This is a genomic window from Hoeflea prorocentri (genome assembly GCF_027944115.1).
Lineage (GTDB): Bacteria > Pseudomonadota > Alphaproteobacteria > Rhizobiales > Rhizobiaceae > Hoeflea_A > Hoeflea_A prorocentri.
The window spans coordinates 950,627-973,775 of the sequence record NZ_JAPJZI010000001.1 but is presented as its reverse complement, the minus strand read 5'-3'; the positions used below and the strand labels follow the sequence as shown (position 1 = coordinate 973,775).

Below are 23,149 nucleotides of genomic sequence, written 5' to 3'. Positions count from 1 at the left end.
TACACGTCAGTTCTCCTTCATTCCGACCGCGCCCGAAATCATGCGGACATAAAGCTCTTCAATCTCGTCCAGCGACAGGCGACCGTCGGTCCGGTACCAGTTGGTGACGCCGGTCAGCATGGCAATCACAGCCATTGTCGCAACGCGCGGATCGCTCACGGTAAACACTCTTGCCTCGGTTCCGGCTTCCAGGATCGAGCGCAACGAGTGCTCATAACGCCGCCTCAGCTCTTCAACCTCGACAAAATTCTGCTCTTCCAGATTTCGTAATTCCATATAGGAAATAAAGACTTCTTCGCCGCATTTAACGTGATAACGAATATGAAAACGAACAAAGGCGACAAGCGCTTCACGCGGCGGCAGATTGTCGTCTCTCTCGGCCTCCCAGGCTGTGAGCAAGCGTTCCATATGCTCGACCATCAGGCCACGCAGCAAATGCTGCTTGGTCGGAAAATGATTGTAGATCGCGCCGGCCTGCAGCCCGATCTCGCGGCCGATCTGGCGCATTGAAACGGCGGCATAACCATAGCGGGCAAATAGCGACAATGCGGCCAGGCGTACCCTGTCCGCCGTTTCCGCTCCAATCGATCCTACCTTGCGTGCCATCCTGTTTCCGCTGCCTGGCTCCGGTATCCCTACTCCCGCTCACCGCACCGATTTGTGCGACAGCGGTTTTGCCCATTAAAAAAATGAACGTTTGTTTAATTAACGATCCCGTCTGACGTCGTCAAGTTTGCCGCCATCAAATGGCATCGGGAAAGCCTTCCGTCACCGATTGGCACCACGCGGTCCTCACCATCAGGCCAGCCAGCGTTTGCGCCGCTTGTAGTGCTTGACATCGCGGAACGATTTGCGCCCTTCCCCGCCCACGCCGAGATAGAATTCCTTCACATCCTCGTTCTCTCGCAGCTCGGACGCGACGCCATCAAGGACAATGCGGCCGGACTCCAGAATATATCCATAGGTCGCATAACGCAGGGCGATATTGGTGTTCTGCTCTGCAAGCAGGAACGACACGCCCTCCTGCTCGTTCAGCTTGCGAACAATCTCGAAAATCTCTTCCTGCAATTGCGGCGCAAGCCCCATGGAGGGCTCGTCCAGCAGGATCATCTTGGGCCGCGACATCAACGCACGTCCGATTGCCGTCATCTGTTGTTCGCCGCCCGACGTATATCCGGCCTGGCTGGCACGGCGTTCCCGCAGGCGTGGAAAATAGTCATAAACCATCTCCAGATCCTGCTTGATGGCGGCATTGCCGTCACGGCGCGTGAAAGCGCCGGTCAAAAGGTTTTCCTGAATGGTCAGGTGCCCGAAACAGTGTCTGCCTTCCATGACCTGAATGCATCCCTGGCGAACCAGTTCGTTCGGCGTCAGCGCCTCGACCTGCTTGCCTTCAAAGACAATCGAGCCCTTGGTCACCTCGCCCCGCTCGGCATGAAGAAGGTTCGAAACAGCCTTGAGCGTTGTTGTCTTGCCTGCGCCGTTGGCACCAAGCAACGCGACAATCCCGCCTCTTGGAACCGTCAGCGACACGCCTTTCAGAACAAGGATCACGTGATTGTAGATCACCTCGATATTGTTCACCGAGAGGATCGTATCTTCCGCCGGGGCCGGCTGTTCGGGCGCTTCCGCGATACTCATGAGGTCTTTGTCCTGTTTGTCGGTTGGGATGGCCGCGCCCGAAGGCGCGGCCGATGGCTGCATCAGTTGCAGCGTTCAGGAATGTTGTTCTCCGCGGCAAATGCCATGGAGTCTTCGATGATCAGCGGATCGATGATCTCGCGGTCCGCGGGACCGAAATCGCTGATCAGCGTCCATTCGCCTTCACCCGCATTCCACTGCTGGATTGCGCCAAGGCCCGGTCCGCCGTGGTTTTCACAGGATACGGCAATTTCAGGACCAAACCCGGCAAGGCCGAGCTCTTCCATGCGGGCGGCGTCGATCTTGAGCGCTTCCATGCCGTCACGCATCTGGTCCGGAGTCAGTTCCTTGGTGTTGTGAAGGGCCTGTGCCGTGCGTGCAGCCTCGGCGGCCAGCATCGCAGCATAAAGGCCGCGGTTGTACAGCACCGAACCGATCTGATCGCCTGCACCGGCTGCCTTGCCGGTATCGACGACATGTTTCTGGATCTCGTCAAAGATCGGATACTTCGATCCGACACCATGGAAGGTCACGGCTTTATAACCGTTCGCGCCTTCTCCGGCGGGAACCACGTCATTTTCGGAACCGGACCACCATACGCCGATGAAGTTCTCCATCGGGAAGCGGATATTGGCGGCTTCCTTGATGGCAACCTGGTTCATGACGCCCCAGCCCCACATAAGGACATAGTCAGGACGTTCCCGGCGGATTTGCAGCCACTGGGACTTCTGCTCCTGCCCGGGATGGTCGACCGGAATGAGCGTCAGATCGTAGCCATGCTTCTCAGACAGATCTTCAAGCGTGCGGATCGGCTCCTTGCCATAGGCCGAGTTGTGATAGACCAACGCAAGCTTCTTGCCTTTGATATCGCCATTATTCTCATCGAGAATATGGTTGACGATGATCGAGGCTGCATCCCAGTAGGTGCCGGGATAATTGAAGACGTGGCTGAAGACCTTGCCGTTGGCAGCGGACGTGCGTCCGTATCCCATCGAGTGGACCGGGATACCGTCTGCGGTGGCCTTGGGGATGATCTGATAGGTGATGCCGGTTGAAAGCGGCTGATAGATCAGAGAGCCCTCACCCTTTGTCGCCTCGTAACACTCGACGCCCTTCTGGGTGTTGTAGCCGGTTTCACATTCCAGAACGCGCGCTTGCACGCCGTTGATACCGCCGTCACGCTCATTGAGCAGCGTGAAATAGTCGGCATATCCGTCGGCGAAAGGAATTCCGCCGGCGGCATAGGGACCGGTGCGGTAACTCAGTGACGGAAACACCAGATCGGCCAACGCCGGTGTGGTTCCGACCATCGCTGCAACCGCGGTCGCCATTGCCAGTTTACTCAGTTTCATGTCTTTCCTCCCTGGATAAAACAGACACGCATTAAACAACCCTGCACGGGTTCGAATGCCCCCGGCCACCCTAATAGGGGAATGGCCAAAGGCGCAATTTTTCCTTAGCCAGCCGCCATAACTGGGCAAGCCCATGCGGTTCGACGATCAGGAAAAACACGATGAGACCGCCCACAAGCATGATCTCGATATGAGCGGCCAAGTCCGTCGGCCAGCCGAGGCCGCCGACCATAACGTTCTTCAGGAGCACCGGCATCAGCGTCAGGAACGCCGCGCCCAGAAACGATCCGAGGATCGAGCCAAGACCGCCGATGATGACCATAAAGAGAACGAGGAACGATTTGTCGATGCCGAATGCCTCTGTCGGCTCGGCAGCACCGAGCCATACGGAAAAATAAAGAGCCCCGGCCACGCCGACGTAAAACGAGCTGACGGCAAAGGCCGAGAGCTTTGCCATCATCGGCTGCACGCCGATGATTTCGGCGGCGATATCCATATCGCGAATAGCCATCCACGAACGACCAAGGTTTCCGCGTGTCAGGTTGCGGGCGATCCATGCAAAAAGAAATACAATCGCCAAGCAGAACAGATAGGTCGCCCAGGGCGGCGCATTCGGACCGGTCACGGCAATCCCGACGATCGTCCTTTCCGGGGCGGTGATCTGTCCGGACGCCGAATAGTTGTAGAACCACGGCACCTTGTTGAAGATCCATACCAGGAAGAACTGCGCCGCAAGCGTCGCAACAGCCAGATAAAAGCCCTTGATGCGCAACGAAGGAAGGCCGAACAACAGGCCGACAAAAGCGGTCACACCGCCCGACAGGATCACAACGAAAAATATGTTGAGTTCCGGGAACGCGGTCATCAGCTTGTAGCAGGCGTAGGCGCCGACAGCCATGAAACCGCCGGTGCCAAGGCTTACCTGACCGCAATAGCCCGTCAGAATGTTGAGGCCGAGGGCCGCCATCGCCCAGACCAGCAACGGTACGAGGACGGATTTTTCCCAATAGTCATTGATGAAGAACGGCACCACCAGAAAGGCAAACGCCATCGCCGTCCAGAACAGATACCGTTCAGACTTGATCGGGAACGTCTGCTGATCGGCTGCATAGGTAGTCTTGAAGTCGCCTGTTTCGCGATACAACATCTCAGTCAGATCCTCTCGATGATTTTTTCACCGTAAAGCCCCTGCGGTCTGAACAGCAGGAAGGCGAGCGCAACCATATAGGCGAACCAGTTTTCAACCGCTCCGCCGACCAGCGGGCCGACATAGGCCTCGGCCAGCTTTTCGCCGACGCCGATGATCAATCCGCCGACAATGGCGCCCGGTATTGATGTGAAGCCGCCAAGGATCAGGACCGGCAGCGCCTTGAGCGCAATCAGAGACAGCGAGAACTGAACACCGGATTTCGCCCCCCACATAATGCCGGCAACAAGGGCCACAAATCCCGAGATCGACCAGACGATGACCCAGATGCCGCGCAATGAGATACCGACCGAAAGTGCCGCCTGGTGATCGTCGGCCACAGCCCGCAGCGCTCTGCCGGTCGCCGTGTATTGCGAAAAGATGGTCAGCGCGATCACCAGAACAACGGCGATAATGGCGGCGGAGACATCGAGCGTGTCGATATACATGCCGAAATAATCCGCACCCTCGGAAGCCCAGTTGCGGGTCACATCCTCCCACCAGAACGATCCGCCAGTCGGCAGACCGACATCCAGAGCTTTTACGTCGGCACCCCACATGATGTCGCCGAAGCCTTCAAGGAAGTAGGCAAGGCCGATCGTCGCCATGAACAGGATAATCGGCTCCTGGTTCACCAGATGCTTGAGCACAATCTTCTCGATGAGGAAGGCGAGAATGATCATCACCCCCATCGTCATCAGGATCGCCAGAATTGTCGGCAGACCGGGCCCCCAATTATGGATCTCGGTGCCGAATATGGCATTGATCAAATGCGCAAACGGAACCTGGCCGGTCTGCAGGCCAACCAGTGTCAGCGCCGCGAACAGCGCCATGACGCCCTGTGCAAAATTGAAGATGCCAGACGCCTTGAAGATCAGCACAAAGCCAAGCGCGACAAGTGAATACATCACGCCCGTCATGAGCCCGTTCAAGACGGTTTCAACAAAATTCAGAAAATCAGGGCTCACGCCGTATCCCCCTTCTTGCGGATCGCAAAGCAAGACACATCAGTCATGGCTCACCCCCAGATAGGCGTCGATGACGGCCTGATTGTTCCGCACCTCATCCGGTGTCCCGTCCCCGATCTTGCGGCCATAGTCGAGCACGACAACCCGGTCCGACAGATCCATGACCACGCCCATATCGTGTTCGATCAGCGCGATGGTGGTGCCGAACTGCTGATTGACGTCCAGCACAAAGCGGCTCATGTCTTCCTTTTCCTCAAGGTTCATGCCTGCCATCGGCTCGTCGAGCAGAAGCAGCGCCGGATCGGCAGCCAGTGCGCGCCCCAGCTCCACCCGCTTTTGCAGACCGTATGGCAGTCGCCCGACCGGCGTGTTGCGGATGTGTTCGATCTCCAGAAAATCAATGATCTTCTCAACCGTCTCGCGGTGGGCCAGTTCCTCGTTCTGGGCCGGTCCGAACCATAGCGCCTGGGCGAGGATATTGCTGCGCATCAGCGTCATGCGCCCGGTCATGATGTTGTCGAGCGTCGTCATGCCCTTAAAAAGCGCAATATTCTGGAATGTGCGCGCGATACCCTGGCTTGCAGCGCGATGGGGACGCATGCGCCGGCGTTTCTCGCCGCGGAAGGTTATGGTGCCCTCCTGCGGATGATAAAAGCCGTTGATGACATTGAGCATCGACGTCTTGCCGGCGCCATTCGGGCCGATTATCGCGCGGATCTCGCCCTTCTTTATGTCGAAGGAGATGTCCGAGATCGCCTTAACGCCGCCAAAGGAAAGCGAGATGTTGTCGACATGCAGGAGAAGGCCGCCCTTTTCGATGCCGTCATCGGCTCTCAGACTGCCCGGATCGATATGCTGGTTCATTGCGCAGCCTCCATGGTCGGATTGGCAGCGGCGTGCGTGTCCATATCCTCGATCTTGACCGTGGCTGAAATATTGCCCTTGCGGCCGTCCTCGAAGGTCACTTCGGTCTCGACGAATTTCTCGCTGGAGCCGTCATAAAGCGCCTCGATCAATGGTGCATAGCGATCTTCAATAAAGCCTCTACGCACCTTCTGCGTCCGGGTCAGTTCGCCATCATCGGCGTCGAGCTCCTTGTGGAGCACCAGGAAACGCTTGATCTGCGAGCCCGCCATCAGGTCCTCGCCGGCAAGGTCGCTGTTCACCTGGTCCACATGCTCACGCATCATGTTGTAGACCTCGGGAAGTCCCGCGAGTTCCTGATAGGATGCATAGGAGATGTTGTTGCGCTCTGCCCAGTTGCCGACGGCCACAAGGTCGATGTTCAGGAACACCGTGCAGAAATCGCGGTCGTCGCCAAAGGCCACCACCTCACGGATATTCGGAAAGAATTTGAGCTTGTTCTCGATATATTTCGGCGCAAAGAGTGAACCGCTGCGCAGCTTACCGACATCCTTTGCCCGGTCGATGATCTTCAAATCGCCGCGACTGTCGAAAATGCCGGCATCACCCGTGCGGACAAATCCGTCCTCGGTGAACGTCTCCTTCGTCTTTTCCTCATCGGCGTAATACTCGACAAACATGCCGGGCGATTTGAACAGGACTTCGCCATCATCGGAGATGCGAATCTCGACATCCGGCACCGCCTTTCCGACCGTGTCGGCATAGATTTCACCGTCTTTTTGAGCGGTCACGTAAAGGAATGCTTCGGTCTGCCCGTAAAGCTGTTTCAAGTTGATGCCGAGCGACCGGAAAAAGGAGAACAGATCCGGGCCGATCGCCTCACCGGCCGTATAGGCGGTGCGGATATTGGAGAACCCGAGTGTGTTCTTGAGCGGCCCGTAAACGAATAGTTCGCCAAGCCAATAAGCCAGCCGGCCGCCAAGCGGCACGGGTTTTCCTTCCAGAATCTGCTCGCCATGGGCTTTCGCCACATTGAGAAAGCGTTGGAACATCCACTTCTTCAGGCCGCCCGCATCCTCCATCCTGATCATCACCGTGGTCAGCAACTGCTCGAACACGCGCGGCGGTGCAAAGTAGAAGCTCGGCCCAATTTCGCGCAGATCGTGGGAGACGGTTTCCGGGCTCTCCGGACAGGCCATGCAAAGTCCTGCCACATAGCCTTGCGCATAGTTCAAATAGTGATCACCGGCCCAGGCAAGCGGCAGGTAGGCGAGCACATTGTCGTTTTCGGTCAGGTGATCGAACTCCGCGGTGTCGCAAGCCGCCTTGACCGAGGTCTTCGCCTTCAGAACGACGCCTTTCGAACGGCCGGTTGTACCGGAGGTGTAAAGAAATACGGAGACTTCCTCGCCATCCGACGCGTTGATCGCATCGGCCCAGGCACCCGCCCGGCCCGCATCGGCCTTCATGGCTTGCCGACCCTTGTCCTGAACGGCGGTGAATTCCTGAAGATGGGTGTGATCATAATCGCGCAGTCCACGCGGTTCGTCGTAAATCACATCCTTGAGTGCCGGAATATCTTCCGAGAAGGAGAGAATTTTATCGACCTGTTCCTGGTCCTGAACCACTGCGAGCCGAACGCCGGCATGATTCAAAACATAGGCCATTTCCTCGGCCACCGCGTCGGCATATACCGGAACAGGTATAGCCTTCAGGGCCTGGACAGCACAAAAGGTCCAGTAAAGCCTTGGCCGGTTTGTTCCGACGATGGCGATCTTGTCGCCCTCGCCTACTCCCATTTCCTGCAATCCGATGGAAAACGCCCGGATCTCGTCGAGCTGTTCCTTCCAGGTCCAGCTCTGCCATATGCCCAGATCCTTATGACGCGTTGCCGGGCGATCGGCAAAACGACTGGCGTTCAACAGAAGATATTGCGGAAAAGTCACCGGCACACGGCCGGCATCGCTGCCCGTCGATGGCATTCCTCAGGTTCTCCTCCCAAACCCGGCAGACCCTCAATCTGCCGGAAGCGCCCGAGCGCCTTTCTTTCGTTCAAAAATAAATGAACGTATGTTCTTTTAATCAAAAGATTCGCAATCGCGCAAGCGACTTTAGTCCAATGCATAAACCATAAGGCGAGTTTTCGACGTATTATTTTGTTGATCCGCCTTTCTCCGCAACAAGCTTTCCTGAAGTCAAGCCGTTGTGAATTAATCGGTTTTTTCCGATTACTCGGGCGGCAATAGGTCTGCGACGTTTTTTCCGCAATAAGGCCTGAATAATCGTCCAGCTCGGCATCGATCGGCGGCAGCTTGTTCGTCTTACGGTCAGGATTCCAACATTCCTGCCCGAAGTTCTTCGTAAATCCGGCCCCGGCAAATGACCGGACGGACAAAATGAGGCATCCGTCAGTCAGGCTCTACCCTGTTTGAGAATATCACTTGACGCTCCGTAAGTAAGGACTTACGGTAAGTGATGACTTACGAAATGGCTCTGACGGCGCTTGCCGATCCCTCACGCCGGAACATTTTCGAAGCGCTCCGGACGTGCCCGCGCACGGTTACGGACATCGCCGGCGAACAGCCGATAAGCAGGCCTGCCGTGTCGCAGCACCTTAAAGTACTGCAGACCGCAGGCCTTGTTGAAGTGTATCCGAAAGGTACCGCCAGGTATTACGGCATTCGGCATGCTGGCCTTGCCGAACTACGCAGCTATCTTGATGGTTTCTGGGACGATGTCCTTGAAGCCTATGCGGCCGAAGTCGACAGGCAAACGGGAGAACAGAATGGTTGATCCGATCAGAAAGCGCATTGTAGTTCCGTGTGATGCGGAGACCGCCTTCAGAATTTTTGCCGAACAAACCGCCAATTGGTGGCCGCTCGCGCAGCACTCGTTGACAGCAGGGCGAACCGGAAACCCGGCGAAATCCGTCACCATCGAACAGGGTGTGGGCGGCCGCATTTACGAGACAACGCCAGAGGGAGAGGAACTCCACTGGGGCTCTGTAAAAACATATGAGCAGGGCAAAATCCTATGTTTTTCCTGGCATGTGGCTGAACCGGTCGAGAACCAGACAGAGGTTGAGGTTCGCTTTGAGCCCCTTTCGCCCGCACAAACACAAGTCACGCTCGAACATCGCAATTGGGAAGCGCTCGGCGAGCGTGGGGAGGAAGCGCGCGGCCATTACAACAATGGCTGGGTTCGCGTGTTCGAGGTGTGTTTCGGCAGCGCATGCGGCATGAAATCAGCGGCAGAACAAACAACAAAAGAACAGTAAAAATTTGCGTAAAATTTTATGTATTAACCATTAGTTAAGTTTAATATTTCGTTTCAAAACCAATTATATAGAAGAAAAGCAGCTTTATTTTGTGAGGGGTTGCTTTTCAGATGGTTTATTTGCGGAAATTCTTGGGCGTAACGGTCTGCGCGCTGGCAATAAGTGTTGCCGGCGGGACCCAGGCTCTATCCCAGGACGCCGGACCTGCATATGATTGGGATGGCCTCTTCGTTGGGCTGCACACCGGCTACGGCTGGTCTGATACAGACGTGTCGCGTGATCGCACACGTCGCGGGCGCACCCGCAACAATTTCTCAACACAACTTGAGCTGGACGGCCTCCTTGGCGGCATCCAGGTCGGCTACAACTATCAACACAATGATTTTGTTTTCGGTGTCATCGGCGACATTGCACTGACTGGCATGAGCGATTCCGGCGCTTCCTTCCGCAGGCCCCGGCGTCTGACACCGCCAGTCAGTTTCGAAAGTGAATATGATTGGCTCGCAACAATTCGTGGGCGCGCTGGCTGGCTTATCAACGATCAGACGCTGCTCTACGCTCATGGTGGTCTGGCGATTGCAAACATGAGTACGGACTTTTCTTCACCAGCCCGACGGGTCAACTCCCTCTCCTTGAGCGGAAATGACACGGGTTGGGTCGCGGGTGCAGGCATTGAAACTGCCCTGTCGGACCGCGTCAGCATCTTTGCAGAATATTCGCACTTTGATTTCGGCAGCGGCGACTCTGTCACCTTCGGACCGGGACGCCGGATCAGCACTGTCACCTATTCAGCCGATAACAACCCAATCGACACGATCAAGATCGGCGTCAATTTCAAACTCTGGCGCCCCGGCAACTGACCTTGTCAGAACTGTTGTGAAAAAGGCGGGCCCATGCCCGCCTTTTTTGTTCCATTCCGGCACCTCATCGGACGAGGGTCAGGACGCCCCTTTCAGGGCAGACCGGATGTATTTTGAAGCCGACCGATAGTGGCTCGGCCCCGCCGCCTCCGCCCATCGGCCCGGTGTCCAGGCATTGCGCGCGCCTTTCATCGGGCCGCCATAGAGCTTATCTTCCGACAATCCTTCCAAAAGCGCGACGAGCTTTTGGTGACTGGCTTCCAGCAACGCCTTGGCACCCTCCCAATCCAGTTCCTTCTGCTTTTCGCGAAGGTCGGCATTATAACGTGGCAGCTCGTTCCACTTGTAACCTTCGGCTGGAAAAAACACGGGCTTGCCCGCCTGCCCGTCAGCATACCAGCCCAAAAACAGATCGATCCAATGCGCCCGATGGCCGACGATGTCCTTGATCGAGATGTCGTCTTGCTTGGTCGCCGCCTGAGCATCGGACAAGGACAAGAGAATCTCGTCCAACTTGCCATACTCCTTGTGCGTTACCTCGAGCAGTTCTGTTTTGTTTTTCGCCGGCATACCTCACCTCGCTCTCCATGCAGATCATACAGCACAAAGTTGAGTGTGCATTGATTCCAGTCAAATTCCGGCAAAGATCAACGTTCGCAATGAACGGGAACCAACAGCTGCGTCCAATAGAAAAAATAGTGATATGAAGCACACTAAATAATATCGAATTCCTCATCTGACCGCAACTTTAAGTATAGAGTTGCCATTATGGCACATAGTCGGCCTTAATATCCGATATATGAATTATACCATTATCATTTGTGAGAATTCATAATAGAGATACAACCCAGATTGAAACAGTGACGGTGTTGTTATGAAGGCAATGAAAAAGATTTTGGGCACCATGATCGTGTCCGCAATGGTGACAAGCGTGGCGGGGGCCGCAGATGTGTTTGTCGAAGAAGTAGCCGTTGCTCCGGCACCGGCGCCGGCGCCGGCGAGCGCTTGGGACGGCCTGTTTGTGGGCGTCCATGCCGGATACGGATGGACGGATACAACAGTATCGCGAACCGTGGGTCCGCCGGCAAACGTGTTTAGCTCCAGCCAAATCAGCCCCAATGGTGTGCTCGGAGGCTTCCAGGCTGGATACAATTATCAACACAACAACCTGGTCTTTGGCGTTGTAGGCGATATAGCTCTTACCGGCATGCAGGAAACCGGAGTGGTTCCTGCTGGTCAGTTTGTGACTTTTGAAACAGAGTATGACTGGCTCGCAACTATTCGCGGCCGTGCGGGTTGGCTTTTCAATGACAATGTTCTGATTTACGGTCACGGCGGCCTGGCAATTGCTGATGTCAGCACCGATTTCACGGCTGCCAATCCTGCCAGCGCGATAAACGGTGTGAGCCTTGGCGGAACAGAAGTTGGTTGGGTTGCCGGTGCAGGTGTAGAAGCGGCGGTAGCTGACCGCGTAACCGTCTTTGCCGAATACTCCTACATTGACTTGAACAGCAATGACTCATTCAGCTTTAATCCACCCGGTCCGCCGGCAGTGGCTACCTTCTCAGCCGACAACGACGCGATAAACTCTGTCAAGGTCGGCGTCAACTTCAAGCTCTGGAGCCCAGGTAACTAGGCCTCACAAAACAAACCAAGAAGAAGGCGGGCTCGGCCCGCCTTTTTTGTTGCAGTCAAATTCAAAGCAAGACAATCCAATCACAAATTGTAACCGGCTGATCACATCGCTCAATCGGCATGCATCCGGTCACGAAATTGCCTGTCTTGACCTCAACGCTTCAGCTTTGCTTTTAGCCTGAGTGTTGCCATGTATATTCCGTTTCTTGTTTTTCTGGTGGCTGTGTCCCTTGGCGCAGTGCTTGGTCCGATGATCGTCCCGCAGGACAAGTTCGACAGGATTATCGACGAACTGCCTGACACATTACGCGCAGCATGGGCCAAGACCGAAATTATTGAAGACCTGCTGACTTATCGTCCTGACCGTCTGACCACTGCAAGCACAAAACGCATAAAACCACGGCAACCAAGTCCTGTCCCATTGGCTGTCGGTATCCCCGTCGGCACCTGGCTTTACAAATGCAACGTTGAAGAAGCCTCTGAGACCAGTTGTTCTGTAACCCATCAGGTTTCCGACCAAGGTAAAGTGAACTTCTCGTGGCGAATTGAGATGGATCCGCAAGGCGGATACAGCGCCATCTGGCGTGCTGCGACGGGCATTCGAATTGATCAGGGGCTTGTCCTCGAAGCCGGTTCCGATGACACGTTAAGCCTTGATTTCCGCTCATGTGTGGACCGTTATTGCGAAACAACGGCCAGTCTCGATCCGAAGCTTGTCGGCACACTCCTGACAACAGACCGCATCACGGCAACCGTACATGATACACAGGACCGGCCGGTTACCTATTCCATTGACGTCAACGGCCTTGCGACCGGTTTGCGTATGCTGGATGACGAAAGAAACAGCATCTGAGCCGGACCGGTTGTATACTGTGCCGGATAAACACCACACGCGGCAAATACTGCGTCATGACTTCCCGACGACTTGACCTTGCGGACAGTAGTTTCAATACTGCACGGGATCCGACTCCAATCCCATGGAGTGGCAAACGGAAACCGCCCACGCTCGGGGACGGCAAATACAGGAGTAAACAATGAGGGCCTTGGTCATTGCAGTTCTCGCAGCCGCGACACTGTCGGCTTGCACGACGGGTGAAAAAACAGCATCCGGCGCGGGCGTCGGCGCAATTGTCGGCGGCGCTGTAACCCAGAGTGCCGGAGGCGCCGTTGTCGGCGCATTGATCGGCGGGTTCGGAACCTATCTGGCCGAAACCGGCGACGGCATGTGCCAGTACCGCAATTCACGCGGCCAGATTTACACAGCGCGCTGTCACTGGCTTTAAGCACAGCACAACCTGCAAACCGAACCGGTCCGTTAGGCCTTGGGTCGGCGGGCCGGGTTTATCAGAACATTGATTTCGATTCCGTGACACGGCATCGTTTACGGGGCACCAAAAGGAGGGTGATATGAAGGCTTTAATAATTGCGGTTCTCGCCGCAGCAACACTCACGGCATGCACAACGACTGAAAAGACCGCATCGGGCGCTGGCGTAGGCGCTGCGGTCGGCGCTGTTGCGACAGGGACCGCTGGTGGTGCGGTTGTCGGCGCACTGATCGGCGGTTTCGGCACCTATCTTGCCACAACCGCAGACGGTCGTTGCCAGTACCGCAACTCGCGCGGACAGATCTACACGACACGCTGTCACTGGCGCTAAGGTAGAGCACACAAAAGATAAGGGCTGGGCTCCAAACGGAACCCAGCCCTTAATGATTCTGACACTAAGTCACCGGTCTTTTAGGAGCAGGATACGCCCTTACCCTCTAGTCGGGTGTATAAAGCTTGAACTTCGCACCGACCCGAACCGTATGGCTTGACGGTTCAATTGTCGCAAAGGTGCCAAGGTCCACATCTTCATAGCGCGTGTAGCGGTATTCGACATAGGCGCTGGTCTTTTCGCTGAGCGCCAATTCCGTGCCCGTGCCGATTGAAACGGCATTGAGGCTGATATCCCTCGAAATCGCCGGAACCGAGACAGATGCCTCAAGGTTCTGCCATGTGTAGCCGCCGATCACGTAACCCAGCGTATAGTCGTTAAACTTCCGCCCGACCCGCACCAAAGCATCGAAACCGAAATCATCGGCTTCTGCGTTGAACGTCACTCCGGCCGCTGTCGTGCTTGACGAAGCGCTGATATATTCGCCCGCCAGGACGACACCGGCGACCCACCGCTCGCCAAGTTCCCAGTCGTAGCCGATATTGGCTTCGGCAAGATATCCTTCCGTCGCCATGCCGTCGAAGGTAAAGCCGCCGCCGGTTGTCGTGATCTTGTTGACATTGGCGCCAACGCTGATCGCACCGCCGACCTTGAGGCCGGCCCATTCGTGTACGAACGGCGCCCTTTCCTGTTGGGAAAGTCCGCCTCCAAGCCTGTAGTTGAGGCTTGAATGAAACGTATGGGTTGCCGGTTCGATGCTGGAGCCGCCGAGCGGTCCGAAGGAGCGGCCGGAATAATCCGAGTACCGGTATTCCGAACTCCACGTCCAGTTGTTGCGAAATGCCGTCTCCGTTCCCACGCCCACGACGTAACCATTGTCGCTCCAGCTCCTGGAGAAGGCTGGGATTGCCGAGTTGAACTTAAAGTGCTGCCAGCTATAGCCGCCGAGCACATAGGCAAGCGTGCGGGGCGTGATCGTATAGCCAAGACGGCCGATCACGTCGAAACCGTAGTCGGCCTTCACTTCGGAGGAAAACGGTGTGCCGTTGATCGACCAGGACGTATCGATATCGCCGTAGCGCCCAACAACCGCGCCGCCAAGGACGATGCCATTGGAAAAGAGATGATCGTAGCCAAGGGTCAGCTTGCCGAAATAACCCCGCCCGCCAGTTCCGCCAATGGACGTTCCAAGAGAAGGTACATTGATCTGGTCTATGATGAAGCCGGTTCCGCCGCCAACGCCCACATAGAAGCCGGTCCAGTCATAGACGCTTGTCTGGCTGGCCAAGGCGCCCGAAGACGAAAACAGAGAGTCTGCCTTGGCCGGCACAGCCGCCACCAGAACGGCAAGAAAAACCGTTGAATATCGGTCGATCATCATAGAACACGCCCTTCTCCTGAAAATCACCCCGCCTACCAATAACCCGATTGCGAATTACTCGATAGTGCGAAATATTGCAGGAAAACGAAGCCCGTTTATAAATCAGCGCTTCACGGTCTCAACGCATGCTTCAGGACAACATTCTGAAGCATCGCCGGCTATAACTCCAAGGAAGCCGCCGGGAACCGGTCTCAATACTTCTGCGGTACATAGAGATCCTGCGGCAGAACGGCACGTTCGTAATCCGGCTTGAACACGCGGTCGGGCAACTCGACATCTTCATGGTCGACCGGTCCATACGGGATCTGCTTGAGGAAATGATTCATACAGTTCAGGCGGGCGCGCTTCTTGTCATTGCCTTCCACGATATACCAGGGCGCTTCCGGAATATTGGTCCGCTCCAGCATCTCTTCCTTGGCTTTCGTGTAGTCTTCCCACTTGACCCGGGACTGCAGATCCATGGGGCTCAGCTTCCATTGCTTGAGCGGATCGTGAATGCGCATGAGGAAGCGCAATTGCTGTTCCTCGTCCGTAATGGAAAACCAGTATTTTATCAGGATAATGCCCGAGCGCACGAGCATCCGCTCGAATTCGGGCACATCGCGGAAAAACTGCTCGACCTGGTCAGAATCGGCGAAGCCCATCACGCGCTCGACACCGGCGCGGTTATACCAGGAACGGTCGAACAACACGATCTCGCCACCCGCCGGCAGATGCGGCACATAACGCTGGAAATACCACTGCGTCTTTTCCCGGTCGTTCGGCGCCGGCAGCGCGACAACGCGGCAGACGCGCGGGTTGAGGCGCTGAGTGATTCGTTTGATGACCCCGCCCTTGCCGGCTGAATCGCGGCCTTCGAAGATGACAACAATCTTGGCTCCGGTGGCAGAAACCCAGTCCTGCAGCTTGATCAGTTCGGATTGCAGAGACAGCAATTCGCGAAAATATTCCGGGCGCGGAATTGTCGGTGGATGCATCTGCCGGTAGATGCGCCGGATTTCCATCGACAGCGCCGGCTCCGACATTTCCAACTCGTAATCCTCGTCGAGAGTATCGGCAAGTTCCGCCTCAAGCCAGTCCATGGCCTCCCCGTCACGATCCTCAGCCATCCTTCATCTCTCCTTTCGCCTGTCTGCTGCATCACATTTTGCCGGTGTTCAGCACAGCAGCACCACACAAATGCAACGGATTTGCGTCATCATCAACAGGGCCGGCTGTCGCAGCGGATTATTTAGCATGCCGGCCACCCGGTTTCATTGCTAACCCGGCGATATGATTGAGTGCATCAATTTCTTCGCCGGCTTGTTTCCGCACCGGAAGCTGTTATCGATGAGACAGTCGATATGACGAAAACTGCGATTGAAGGCCCGGCCTATGAGCGTTGAACAGATACAGCTATTCATACTCTTTGCTGCGGTCTTCGCGCTCCTGTTCTGGGGACGCTGGCGCTACGATCTGATCGCTTTCAGCGCATTGCTTGTTGCACTGGTGCTCGGCCTCGTCCCGACGGATCAGGCCTTCTCGGGCTTCGGGCACCCGGCAACGGTCATCGTCGCCCTGGTGCTGGTGATCTCGCGCGGCCTGCTCAACTCAGGCGCTATTGATCTGATCACGCGCCAGATGGTCGATGCCGGCAGAAGCGTCGCCGCGCATATTGCCGTCATGAGCGGTGTCGGGGCGGTACTGTCGGCATTCATGAACAACGTTGCGGCAATGGCGCTCCTCATGCCGGTCGATTTGCAAGCAGCGAAGAAGGCCGGACGGCCGGTGCGACGCACGCTGATGCCCCTCTCCTTCGCGACGATCCTTGGCGGGATGGTCACCCTGATCGGCACGCCGCCCAATATCATCATCGCCTCCTTTCGCGAACGGGCACTGGGCGAACCGTTCGGGATGTTCGCTTTCACGCCGGTCGGCGGCACCGTCGCGATCATCGGCATCGCCTTTGTCGCGCTCATCGGCTGGCGCCTGATCCCGAAAGGCGACGGCGACGATGCCCCGGCGGACGATCTGCGCGCCCTGGAAGGCTTCCTCGCAGAACTGGTGGTTCCGGAAAAATCCAAGGCCGTCGGCCAAGAGGTCCGTGATCTTTATCCCGTGGGCGATGAGGACGATGTCGCCATCATCGGCGTGGTCAGAAACGGCAAGCGGCTTGGCGGCTTTTCATCCACGGTCATCCTTCGCCCCAACGACATGCTGATCGTCGAGGCAACCGCCGAAGACATTGATCGTTTTCGCGGTACGCTTGGACTGGAGTTTCTCGGCGAACGTCCCGACAGGGAGACGGCCGCTGGTGACCTGTCATTGATGGAAGTGGTTGTCCCCCGCGAGTCGCGCCTCGCCGGCCGTTCGGCGATCTCCATGCGGCTTCGCGCCCGCCGCGGCGTCACGCTGCTCGGCATCTCCCGAAAGGGCAAGCGGTTCTCCAAGCGCGTGCGGCATGAAACCGTACGGGCCGGAGACATCCTGCTGCTGCTCGGCTCTGAAGACCGGCTGCCTGACGTTGCAAACTGGCTCGGCGTTCTGCCGCTCGCCGAACGCGGCCTTAATGTCACGCAGCACCGCAAGGCCTGGCTGGCCGTCGGCGTCTTTGCCGCAGCCATTTCCATCTCGGCCTTCGGTCTGCTTTATCTCGCAACCGCACTGGCGATTGTTGTCGCCCTTTACATCTTCCTCGACATCGTCCCGATCCGCAGCGTCTACGACCATATTGAATGGCCGGTCGTGGTGCTTCTCGGCAGCATGATCCCGCTCGGGGTCGCGCTGGAAAACGCCGGCGGCACACAGCTTATAGCCATCGCAATCGTGGATCTTGCGGCAGGTCTTCCCTCCTGGGTGGTCCTGACGGCGTTGATGCTTGTCGTCATGACACTGTCGGACGTGCTCAACAACACCGCGACCGCGGTTATCGGCGCACCGATCGCCGTTGATATCGCGTCCCGGCTGAACGCCAATCCGGACGGTTTCCTGATGGCCGTCGCGGTCGCCGCATCCTGCGCTTTTCTCACCCCGATCGGACACAAGAACAACACGCTGATCCTCGGCCCGGGCGGCTATAAATTCGGAGACTACTGGCGCATGGGCCTGCCGCTGGAGGTCGTGGTCGTCGCCGTATCGGTACCGGTCATTCTAATGGTCTTTCCGTTGTAGACCGGCGCACAACTAAACAATCCTCCTGCGGAAATGCGCGTACCACAAGCAAGGTCATCCTAGATCGGGCGCAGGAAAACGTATCTTTCATTGTCGTAGACGGGTTCTGCGCAGTCCTGCAACGGAGGAGACGCCGCCGAACGGCGCACAATGAGTATGTCCGGCGCGACGACCCGCAGCATGTCACAATCACCATCGAAAATAGCCCTGCGGTGTTTCACGCGGCGATACCACTCCGCCAGGTCTGCAGGTGCTGTGGGTACGAATTTGAAGTTCACGTAATAGGCAGCAGGCGTCAACCTTTCCAGGGCAGCCGGAAATGGCTGTTGTTCTTGGTGAACATTGCCATCTCCCATCGGGGGCTGGATCAGAACGACGTCTTCTGATGCCGTGTTTTCCCGCAGCCATTCAAAGGCGTCGCGCTCCGCTCCCCGCAATGAGGCCTCCAATCGCTGACCGATCGGTCCCGAAACAGCCAGCCGCAGGGCATTGCGCGTGATATCAGGCAGGACCAACGCTACGGCAACCAGGAATATCGGCAAGCGGATACGCCGGTATGTTTCCAGCCGGATAGCCAGGAAGACCCGCTTCACGATCAGCAGGAGAGACAGCAAAAAGATAAGCCCTGAAGGACGGAAAATGTAAAACGGCGCGAACAGATGGGTGTTTTGGTCCAGGAATGCGACCAAGACAGCAAAGACGATGTACACATTCAGCCCGGCGACCCAAAGCGCGAAAGCGGCATAACGACCGAAGTCCTTGCGCATGAAGAAGATTGCAGCCGCAAGGGCCGCATGCACAATCAGGCCAGGGAGCCACCCCAATACGAAACCGACTGCACCGCCTGCAAACGGGCTGACATGATGCGGGTTTCGATATTCACTGTAGATTTCGGTGAGGCTGAGATCGAGGCCGGTTGGGTCGACAACAGCGCCAAGCCGCTCAAAAGCTACAAGCGCAACCATTGGCGAAATCAGGACAACAAACAGGCCAAGGAGCGACAGGGTTTGACGCCAGTCGCGCAAGGACAGGGCATGAAAAAGGAGAATGGCAGCGCCCCAGAACCCTCCGACCAGAAAATGAAAGACTGTGCCAATGGCCGAGACGACAATGGCCGCCTTCCATCGGCCGCGTACGCCCAGAGCGATCGCGCCCATCGCACAGGCATAGGCAAAGACCTTGGCTTCGATGGTCAAAAACAGCCATTCGCGGCCAAGCAGGCTTTGCTGTGCGAGGAACACCACGAGTGCAGCCGCCATTGCGATGGGACCCAGATCCAACGCCCGCGCCAGCACGGCCAAGGCAAAGGCGTAAAGGCCTATACCAAGAAATCCGAGGAGTATCTTGGTGTATTCAAACCCGAGCGCATCGATCAAAGTCCCGATGATCCAAAAACTTAGAAAGCGGGCATTCGACGAGTCAAACACAGAGTGGTCGGCACCAAACAGATCCGGTCGCACCTGACGAAGGGCAAGATCAAAATAATGGATCTCGTTTCCTGACCACTGCGACGGCAACATCGCTGCGGCAAGCACAAAGGCGCACACGACAAAAACGGTCAATCCGCTTCCGGCGCCGGACCCCGATGCCATATTCATGCCAGACCCTGTTGCGCCTTTTTTCGCCGTGCCTTGTTTGCGATGAGGACCGCGCGTCTTTGAGCTATTTCAGTGACAAGCGGCCGTGGCAGATGCCGAACAACGGCTTTCCTCAACTTCCACGGCAGGCTTGAAAAGTCCGCCAGAGGCACACCCTCATCGACCCGTGTCCCAAGAACATCATCGGGCAGTCGCCCCGCCCCGGCCCCGTTTGCATACAAAACCGTGTTATAGCGATACCACGGCTCCACCGCCGGGTTTCCCGCAAGGCCCGGACGAATGCAGTCAAAGGGCTGGTAGCCGCGTTCCCGAAAGCAGGCGCGCCAAAACTCCATCGGACGTTCGTTGATGTGGAACTCTCCGCCCTGGCCTGGCACCGCGGCCGAGAACAGGACGCAATCGCTGTGACGGACAAGCGTGTCGATGAATGTCGAAGACGCCTCACCCGGAAGGTGCTCTGCAACCTCAAGCGATTGGCACAAATCGAACTTTCGCCCGAGATCGATGGGCATCGTCAAGTCGAGCCCGCGAAATTTGTCTTCAGGAATGCCCAGATTTGCACGGTCGACATAATCACCATCAACACCGACGATGTCTTCCACACCGGTCGCAGACCATTGCGCCAGCCAAAGCCCGCGGCCGCATCCGAAGTCGACAACAGACGTGGTCGCCAGCATGGGATAAAGAGCCCCGACAAGCGCCTCGGCCGAGGTTTGAACGCCGGCATCTATGTAGTCGAAGAAATCGCTGGAATAAACGTGGCTCATAGATGCTTCCTTCACTTGAGTGCGAACACCCAGACTTTGAAGAGAATGAAGTTTGAAATCGGAAGAATGACCACTACAACCGCTGCCGTGACGACAGAAGACCAGTGCATCGCCGGTCCAATAACGCTGCTGATCAACGTGGAAAGCAACAGGCCAAAGCCGACCGTGACAATGAATTTTCCTGCTTGAGCGGTTTTCGCGGCGCTTCTCTTGAAGGTCCATTTCGCCTGCAGGAAATATTGCACGACAACCGCGGTACAAAAGGCCACCAGATTGATGACAAAATCCGGGAGCCTGGTTTGCGACAGGCAGACGAACAGAACAAAATACAGCGCGGCCACGGTCACCCCGACCACGGCGAAGCGGACCAACTCGCCAAGCGCTGCATGGCTTATGCTAATTTGTGGTGATCTTGAGATCATGCGTCGCTTCACCCGGCTCCACGCGCTCATTACCTGCTCGAATAATCTCTTCTACAATGAACAGCGGCCGCATCTTTGTTTGCATATAGGTCCGGCCCACATATTCACCCAGAACCCCGATTGTCATGAGCTGCACGCCACCGATCAGCAGAACGGCGATCATCGTGGACGACCAACCTTCCACCGCACTGCCGCCCAGCCAAACTGTGAGCGTGTAGATGATCAGCGCAAAGGACAGCGCTGAAAATATGAAACCAATCAACATCGCGATACGCAAAGGAATGGTGGAAAAGCTGCTGATCGCACCCACCGCGAAACTCAGCATTTTTCGCAACGGATACTTTGTCTCGCCCGCAAAGCGGGCATCACGGTCATATTCGAACGCCGCCTGGGGAAAGCCCGCCCAACTGATCATACCGCGGATGAAGCGGTCACGCTCCGGCATGTCGCTCAACACGTCGGCGACACGCCGGGTCATCAGCCGGAAATCACCGGTATCGAGTGGAATATCGAACTTGGTCAGGCGTGACAGCAATCGGTAAAAGACGCTCGCGGAGGTTTGCTTGAACAGGCTTTCGCCCTTGCGTGACCTGCGCTTTCCATAAACGACGTCATAGCCCTCATTCATTTTTTCCATCATCGGGCTCAGAAGTTCGGGCGGGTCCTGCAGATCGGCATCGAGGATAAAGAGTCGCTCTCCCCGCGCCACCGACAATCCTGCGGTGAGCGCCAGTTGGTGACCGTGACAGTGCGACAGGAAGACGCCGACAATACGAGGATCCTTCGCCTGCGCTGCACGTAAAAGCGCACGGGTCTTGTCCTGTGATCCGTCATCCACCAGGACGATCTCGAAATCGTTGCCGACGGCTGCTTCGCAAGCCGCCGTCAGACGCGTCAAAAGCTCATTCACCACGGCTTCTTCATTGTGGCACGGCACAACAGCGGAAACAGACACCTGCTTTGAAGGTGCATGAGACATATCAGGACCGGTTTTTCGCGCAGAGCTCATGACCGGTATGATACGCAATAATTCTTGTTAGAGCGTTACTGTACCGGAACGCATTGCCCGGCCTGGTCCAGGTCTGTTGCCTGACGGAAGCGGCCGACTGAATTCTCGAAGTCGTTTGCTTCGGACATCTGCGGCCATGGCAGCGCGTCGATCTGGATGGGGGAACGGAAATTCACAGAGGCAATTAAGAAGACTGGTGGGTGAGCACGGGCTCGAACCGTGGACCCGCTGATTAAGAGTCAGCTGCTCTACCAACTGAGCTACACACCCATCACGAGAGACGGCGGTATAACCGCCCTTCTCCTGCCTGTCCAGCGGATTTTAGACCGCGCCGCCGGCGTCTGCAACACTCAGTCGATCAGCAACGATCCCTCAGCCACCTTCACCGCGTTTCCGCCGATGCGGCCCTGGACGATCTTGCCGCCATCGACTTCGAGGTGAAGATGGATTTTTGAAGGCCGGCCCATCTCGACGCCCTGCTCAATGAGCAGCGCGTGGTGGCCGTCGAGCAGCTCGTCAAAAAGATGGATGGCGCCGGAAAACGCCGCCGCCGCGGAGCCGGTAGCCGGGTCCTCCGGAATGCCGGCATGCGGCGCGAACATGCGGCAGTGAAAATGCGCATCATGCGCCACGCCGCCCCGGCAGTAGACAAAGGCGTCGGCAAGCTGCCCGTCGGCAATCGGGGCGAGCTGCTCCCATTGAATGCCGTCGCAACGCGCCTTTGCCGCGATGGAAAGGTCATGCACCGGCACCATCAAAAAGGGTACGCCGGCGTTCCAGAAGGAGATCTGATGGTTCTCGAAACCCAGCTCATGCGGTTCGATCTGCAGGGCCGCAGCCACCGCCTCCTTGCTGACGTCCGCGCCGATGCGGCTTGAAAGGCGCGGCAGATCGAATTCGGCAAAACTCGGCTCGCCGCGCTGCAGTTTGGCCACGGTGCGGACCGGTCCGACCCCTTCTTCGAGCACCGACATCAAATCGATGTCGATATCGCTGCCGGATTTTTTCTCGGCAAGCGCAATGGCGGCCCCGACCGTTGGATGACCCGCAAACGGCAGCTCCCGGCCCGGCGTGAAGATACGCAATTTTGCCCCGTGAGCCGGGTTCTCCGCCGGGAGTACAAACACCGTTTCGGAGAGATTGAATTCTCCTGCGATCTGCTGCATCGCCTCATCCGACAGCCCTTCCGCATCGAACACCACCGCCAGGGGATTGCCGGCAAGGCGGTCTGAGGAAAAGACATCGTAAATGGCGTATTGGCGAGGCATATCGGCACTCCGGTCAATCTGAAATGAATGATACGGCGCCAACATGGCATAGCTGCTTCGGCACCGACAATGGAATTCTCGCCTATCAACCGTTCTGTGGTCCGGTCTTGCGCCA

At 56.8% G+C, this 23,149-nt stretch carries 23 protein-coding genes and 1 tRNA gene; 8 read left to right on the top strand and 16 right to left on the bottom strand.

All coding sequences use genetic code 11. From position 1 onward, the window contains the following. Positions 1 to 6: 6 nt before the first annotated feature. The 7 genes from OQ273_RS04480 to OQ273_RS04450 all read right to left on the bottom strand — a co-directional run bounded on the left by OQ273_RS04480 (position 7) and on the right by OQ273_RS04450 (position 7,993). A complete protein-coding gene (locus OQ273_RS04480; RefSeq protein ID WP_267989271.1) occupies positions 7 to 606 on the bottom strand; it encodes a TetR-type transcription factor C-terminal domain-containing protein in 600 nt (199 codons plus the stop codon). A gap of 192 nt (positions 607 to 798) precedes the next feature. Further along, entirely contained in the window at positions 799 to 1,641 is an 843-nt protein-coding gene (locus OQ273_RS04475) for an ABC transporter ATP-binding protein (RefSeq protein WP_267989270.1), read from the bottom strand. A gap of 62 nt (positions 1,642 to 1,703) precedes the next feature. Continuing rightward, positions 1,704 to 2,993 carry an ABC transporter substrate-binding protein gene (locus OQ273_RS04470; protein WP_267989269.1) on the bottom strand — a complete coding sequence of 430 codons (1,290 nt, stop codon included), beginning with the start codon at positions 2,991 to 2,993 and terminating at the stop codon, positions 1,704 to 1,706. A gap of 70 nt (positions 2,994 to 3,063) precedes the next feature. Next, entirely contained in the window at positions 3,064 to 4,140 is a 1,077-nt protein-coding gene (locus OQ273_RS04465) for a branched-chain amino acid ABC transporter permease (protein ID WP_267989268.1), read from the bottom strand. 5 nt (positions 4,141 to 4,145) lie between these two features. Continuing rightward, positions 4,146 to 5,099 carry a branched-chain amino acid ABC transporter permease gene (locus OQ273_RS04460; protein ID WP_425493405.1) on the bottom strand — a complete coding sequence of 318 codons (954 nt, stop codon included), beginning with the start codon at positions 5,097 to 5,099 and terminating at the stop codon, positions 4,146 to 4,148. An 87-nt stretch (positions 5,100 to 5,186) separates the two neighbouring features. Continuing rightward, positions 5,187 to 6,011 (bottom strand): ABC transporter ATP-binding protein, encoded by an 825-nt coding sequence (locus tag OQ273_RS04455; RefSeq protein ID WP_267989266.1) that lies wholly within the window; start codon positions 6,009 to 6,011, stop codon positions 5,187 to 5,189. Beyond that, complete coding sequence (locus tag OQ273_RS04450) at positions 6,008 to 7,993, bottom strand: AMP-binding protein (RefSeq protein ID WP_267989265.1); 1,986 nt, start codon at positions 7,991 to 7,993, stop codon at positions 6,008 to 6,010. The genes OQ273_RS04455 and OQ273_RS04450 overlap by 4 nt, the downstream gene beginning before the upstream one ends. 493 nt (positions 7,994 to 8,486) lie before the next feature. Here OQ273_RS04450 and OQ273_RS04445 point away from each other — a divergent pair, with 493 nt between their 5' ends. From OQ273_RS04445 to OQ273_RS04435, 3 genes are all read left to right on the top strand, one after another. Then, complete coding sequence (locus tag OQ273_RS04445) at positions 8,487 to 8,804, top strand: ArsR/SmtB family transcription factor (RefSeq protein WP_267993025.1); 318 nt, start codon at positions 8,487 to 8,489, stop codon at positions 8,802 to 8,804. Next, on the top strand, positions 8,797 to 9,288 hold the full coding sequence (locus OQ273_RS04440) for an SRPBCC family protein (RefSeq protein ID WP_267989264.1): 492 nt from the start codon (positions 8,797 to 8,799) through the stop codon (positions 9,286 to 9,288). Before OQ273_RS04445 ends, OQ273_RS04440 begins: the two co-directional genes overlap by 8 nt. A 131-nt stretch (positions 9,289 to 9,419) precedes the next feature. After that, a complete protein-coding gene (locus OQ273_RS04435) occupies positions 9,420 to 10,148 on the top strand; it encodes an outer membrane protein (protein ID WP_267989263.1) in 729 nt (242 codons plus the stop codon). Between the two features lie 78 nt (positions 10,149 to 10,226). On the opposite strand, the gene OQ273_RS04430 is transcribed toward OQ273_RS04435, so the two are convergent. Continuing rightward, positions 10,227 to 10,718 (bottom strand): ClbS/DfsB family four-helix bundle protein, encoded by a 492-nt coding sequence (locus tag OQ273_RS04430; protein ID WP_267989262.1) that lies wholly within the window; start codon positions 10,716 to 10,718, stop codon positions 10,227 to 10,229. Between the two features lie 304 nt (positions 10,719 to 11,022). Between OQ273_RS04430 and OQ273_RS04425 the strand changes: the two genes are divergently transcribed. The 4 genes from OQ273_RS04425 (at position 11,023) to OQ273_RS04410 (ending at position 13,439) form a co-directional block, all read left to right on the top strand. After that, on the top strand, positions 11,023 to 11,784 hold the full coding sequence (locus OQ273_RS04425; protein WP_267989261.1) for an outer membrane protein: 762 nt from the start codon (positions 11,023 to 11,025) through the stop codon (positions 11,782 to 11,784). Between the two features lie 189 nt (positions 11,785 to 11,973). Then, complete coding sequence (locus tag OQ273_RS04420) at positions 11,974 to 12,636, top strand: invasion associated locus B family protein (protein ID WP_267989260.1); 663 nt, start codon at positions 11,974 to 11,976, stop codon at positions 12,634 to 12,636. A gap of 181 nt (positions 12,637 to 12,817) precedes the next feature. Next, positions 12,818 to 13,066 (top strand): hypothetical protein, encoded by a 249-nt coding sequence (locus OQ273_RS04415; RefSeq protein WP_267989259.1) that lies wholly within the window; start codon positions 12,818 to 12,820, stop codon positions 13,064 to 13,066. A gap of 124 nt (positions 13,067 to 13,190) precedes the next feature. Next, positions 13,191 to 13,439 carry a hypothetical protein gene (locus tag OQ273_RS04410; RefSeq protein WP_267989258.1) on the top strand — a complete coding sequence of 83 codons (249 nt, stop codon included), beginning with the start codon at positions 13,191 to 13,193 and terminating at the stop codon, positions 13,437 to 13,439. A 106-nt stretch (positions 13,440 to 13,545) separates the two neighbouring features. Here OQ273_RS04410 and OQ273_RS04405 read toward each other — a convergent pair whose 3' ends face one another. Then, a complete protein-coding gene (locus tag OQ273_RS04405) occupies positions 13,546 to 14,820 on the bottom strand; it encodes an outer membrane protein (protein ID WP_267989257.1) in 1,275 nt (424 codons plus the stop codon). A 191-nt stretch (positions 14,821 to 15,011) separates the two neighbouring features. Then, entirely contained in the window at positions 15,012 to 15,929 is a 918-nt protein-coding gene (gene ppk2, locus OQ273_RS04400; protein ID WP_267989256.1) for a polyphosphate kinase 2, read from the bottom strand. A gap of 265 nt (positions 15,930 to 16,194) precedes the next feature. Between ppk2 and OQ273_RS04395 the strand changes: the two genes are divergently transcribed. Further along, positions 16,195 to 17,970 (top strand): SLC13 family permease, encoded by a 1,776-nt coding sequence (locus tag OQ273_RS04395; RefSeq protein ID WP_267989255.1) that lies wholly within the window; start codon positions 16,195 to 16,197, stop codon positions 17,968 to 17,970. Positions 17,971 to 18,029: 59 nt separating this feature from the next. Here OQ273_RS04395 and OQ273_RS04390 read toward each other — a convergent pair whose 3' ends face one another. The 6 genes from OQ273_RS04390 to OQ273_RS04365 all read right to left on the bottom strand — a co-directional run bounded on the left by OQ273_RS04390 (position 18,030) and on the right by OQ273_RS04365 (position 23,034). Then, the gene (locus OQ273_RS04390) at positions 18,030 to 19,568 is read right to left on the bottom strand and encodes a DUF6798 domain-containing protein (protein ID WP_267989254.1); all 1,539 of its coding nucleotides are present in this window, start codon (positions 19,566 to 19,568) and stop codon (positions 18,030 to 18,032) included. Then, positions 19,565 to 20,335, bottom strand: a complete 771-nt coding sequence (locus tag OQ273_RS04385; RefSeq protein ID WP_267989253.1) for a methyltransferase domain-containing protein — start codon at positions 20,333 to 20,335, stop codon at positions 19,565 to 19,567. Before OQ273_RS04385 ends, OQ273_RS04390 begins: the two co-directional genes overlap by 4 nt. An 11-nt stretch (positions 20,336 to 20,346) precedes the next feature. Then, positions 20,347 to 20,757, bottom strand: coding sequence for a GtrA family protein (locus OQ273_RS04380; protein ID WP_267989252.1), 411 nt, complete (start codon positions 20,755 to 20,757; stop codon positions 20,347 to 20,349). Next, positions 20,732 to 21,736 carry a glycosyltransferase family 2 protein gene (locus OQ273_RS04375; RefSeq protein ID WP_267989251.1) on the bottom strand — a complete coding sequence of 335 codons (1,005 nt, stop codon included), beginning with the start codon at positions 21,734 to 21,736 and terminating at the stop codon, positions 20,732 to 20,734. Before OQ273_RS04375 ends, OQ273_RS04380 begins: the two co-directional genes overlap by 26 nt. 224 nt (positions 21,737 to 21,960) lie before the next feature. After that, a tRNA-Lys gene (locus tag OQ273_RS04370) sits at positions 21,961 to 22,036 on the bottom strand. Positions 22,037 to 22,116: 80 nt separating this feature from the next. Continuing rightward, complete coding sequence (locus tag OQ273_RS04365) at positions 22,117 to 23,034, bottom strand: PhzF family phenazine biosynthesis protein (protein ID WP_267989250.1); 918 nt, start codon at positions 23,032 to 23,034, stop codon at positions 22,117 to 22,119. Positions 23,035 to 23,149 lie beyond the last annotated feature (115 nt).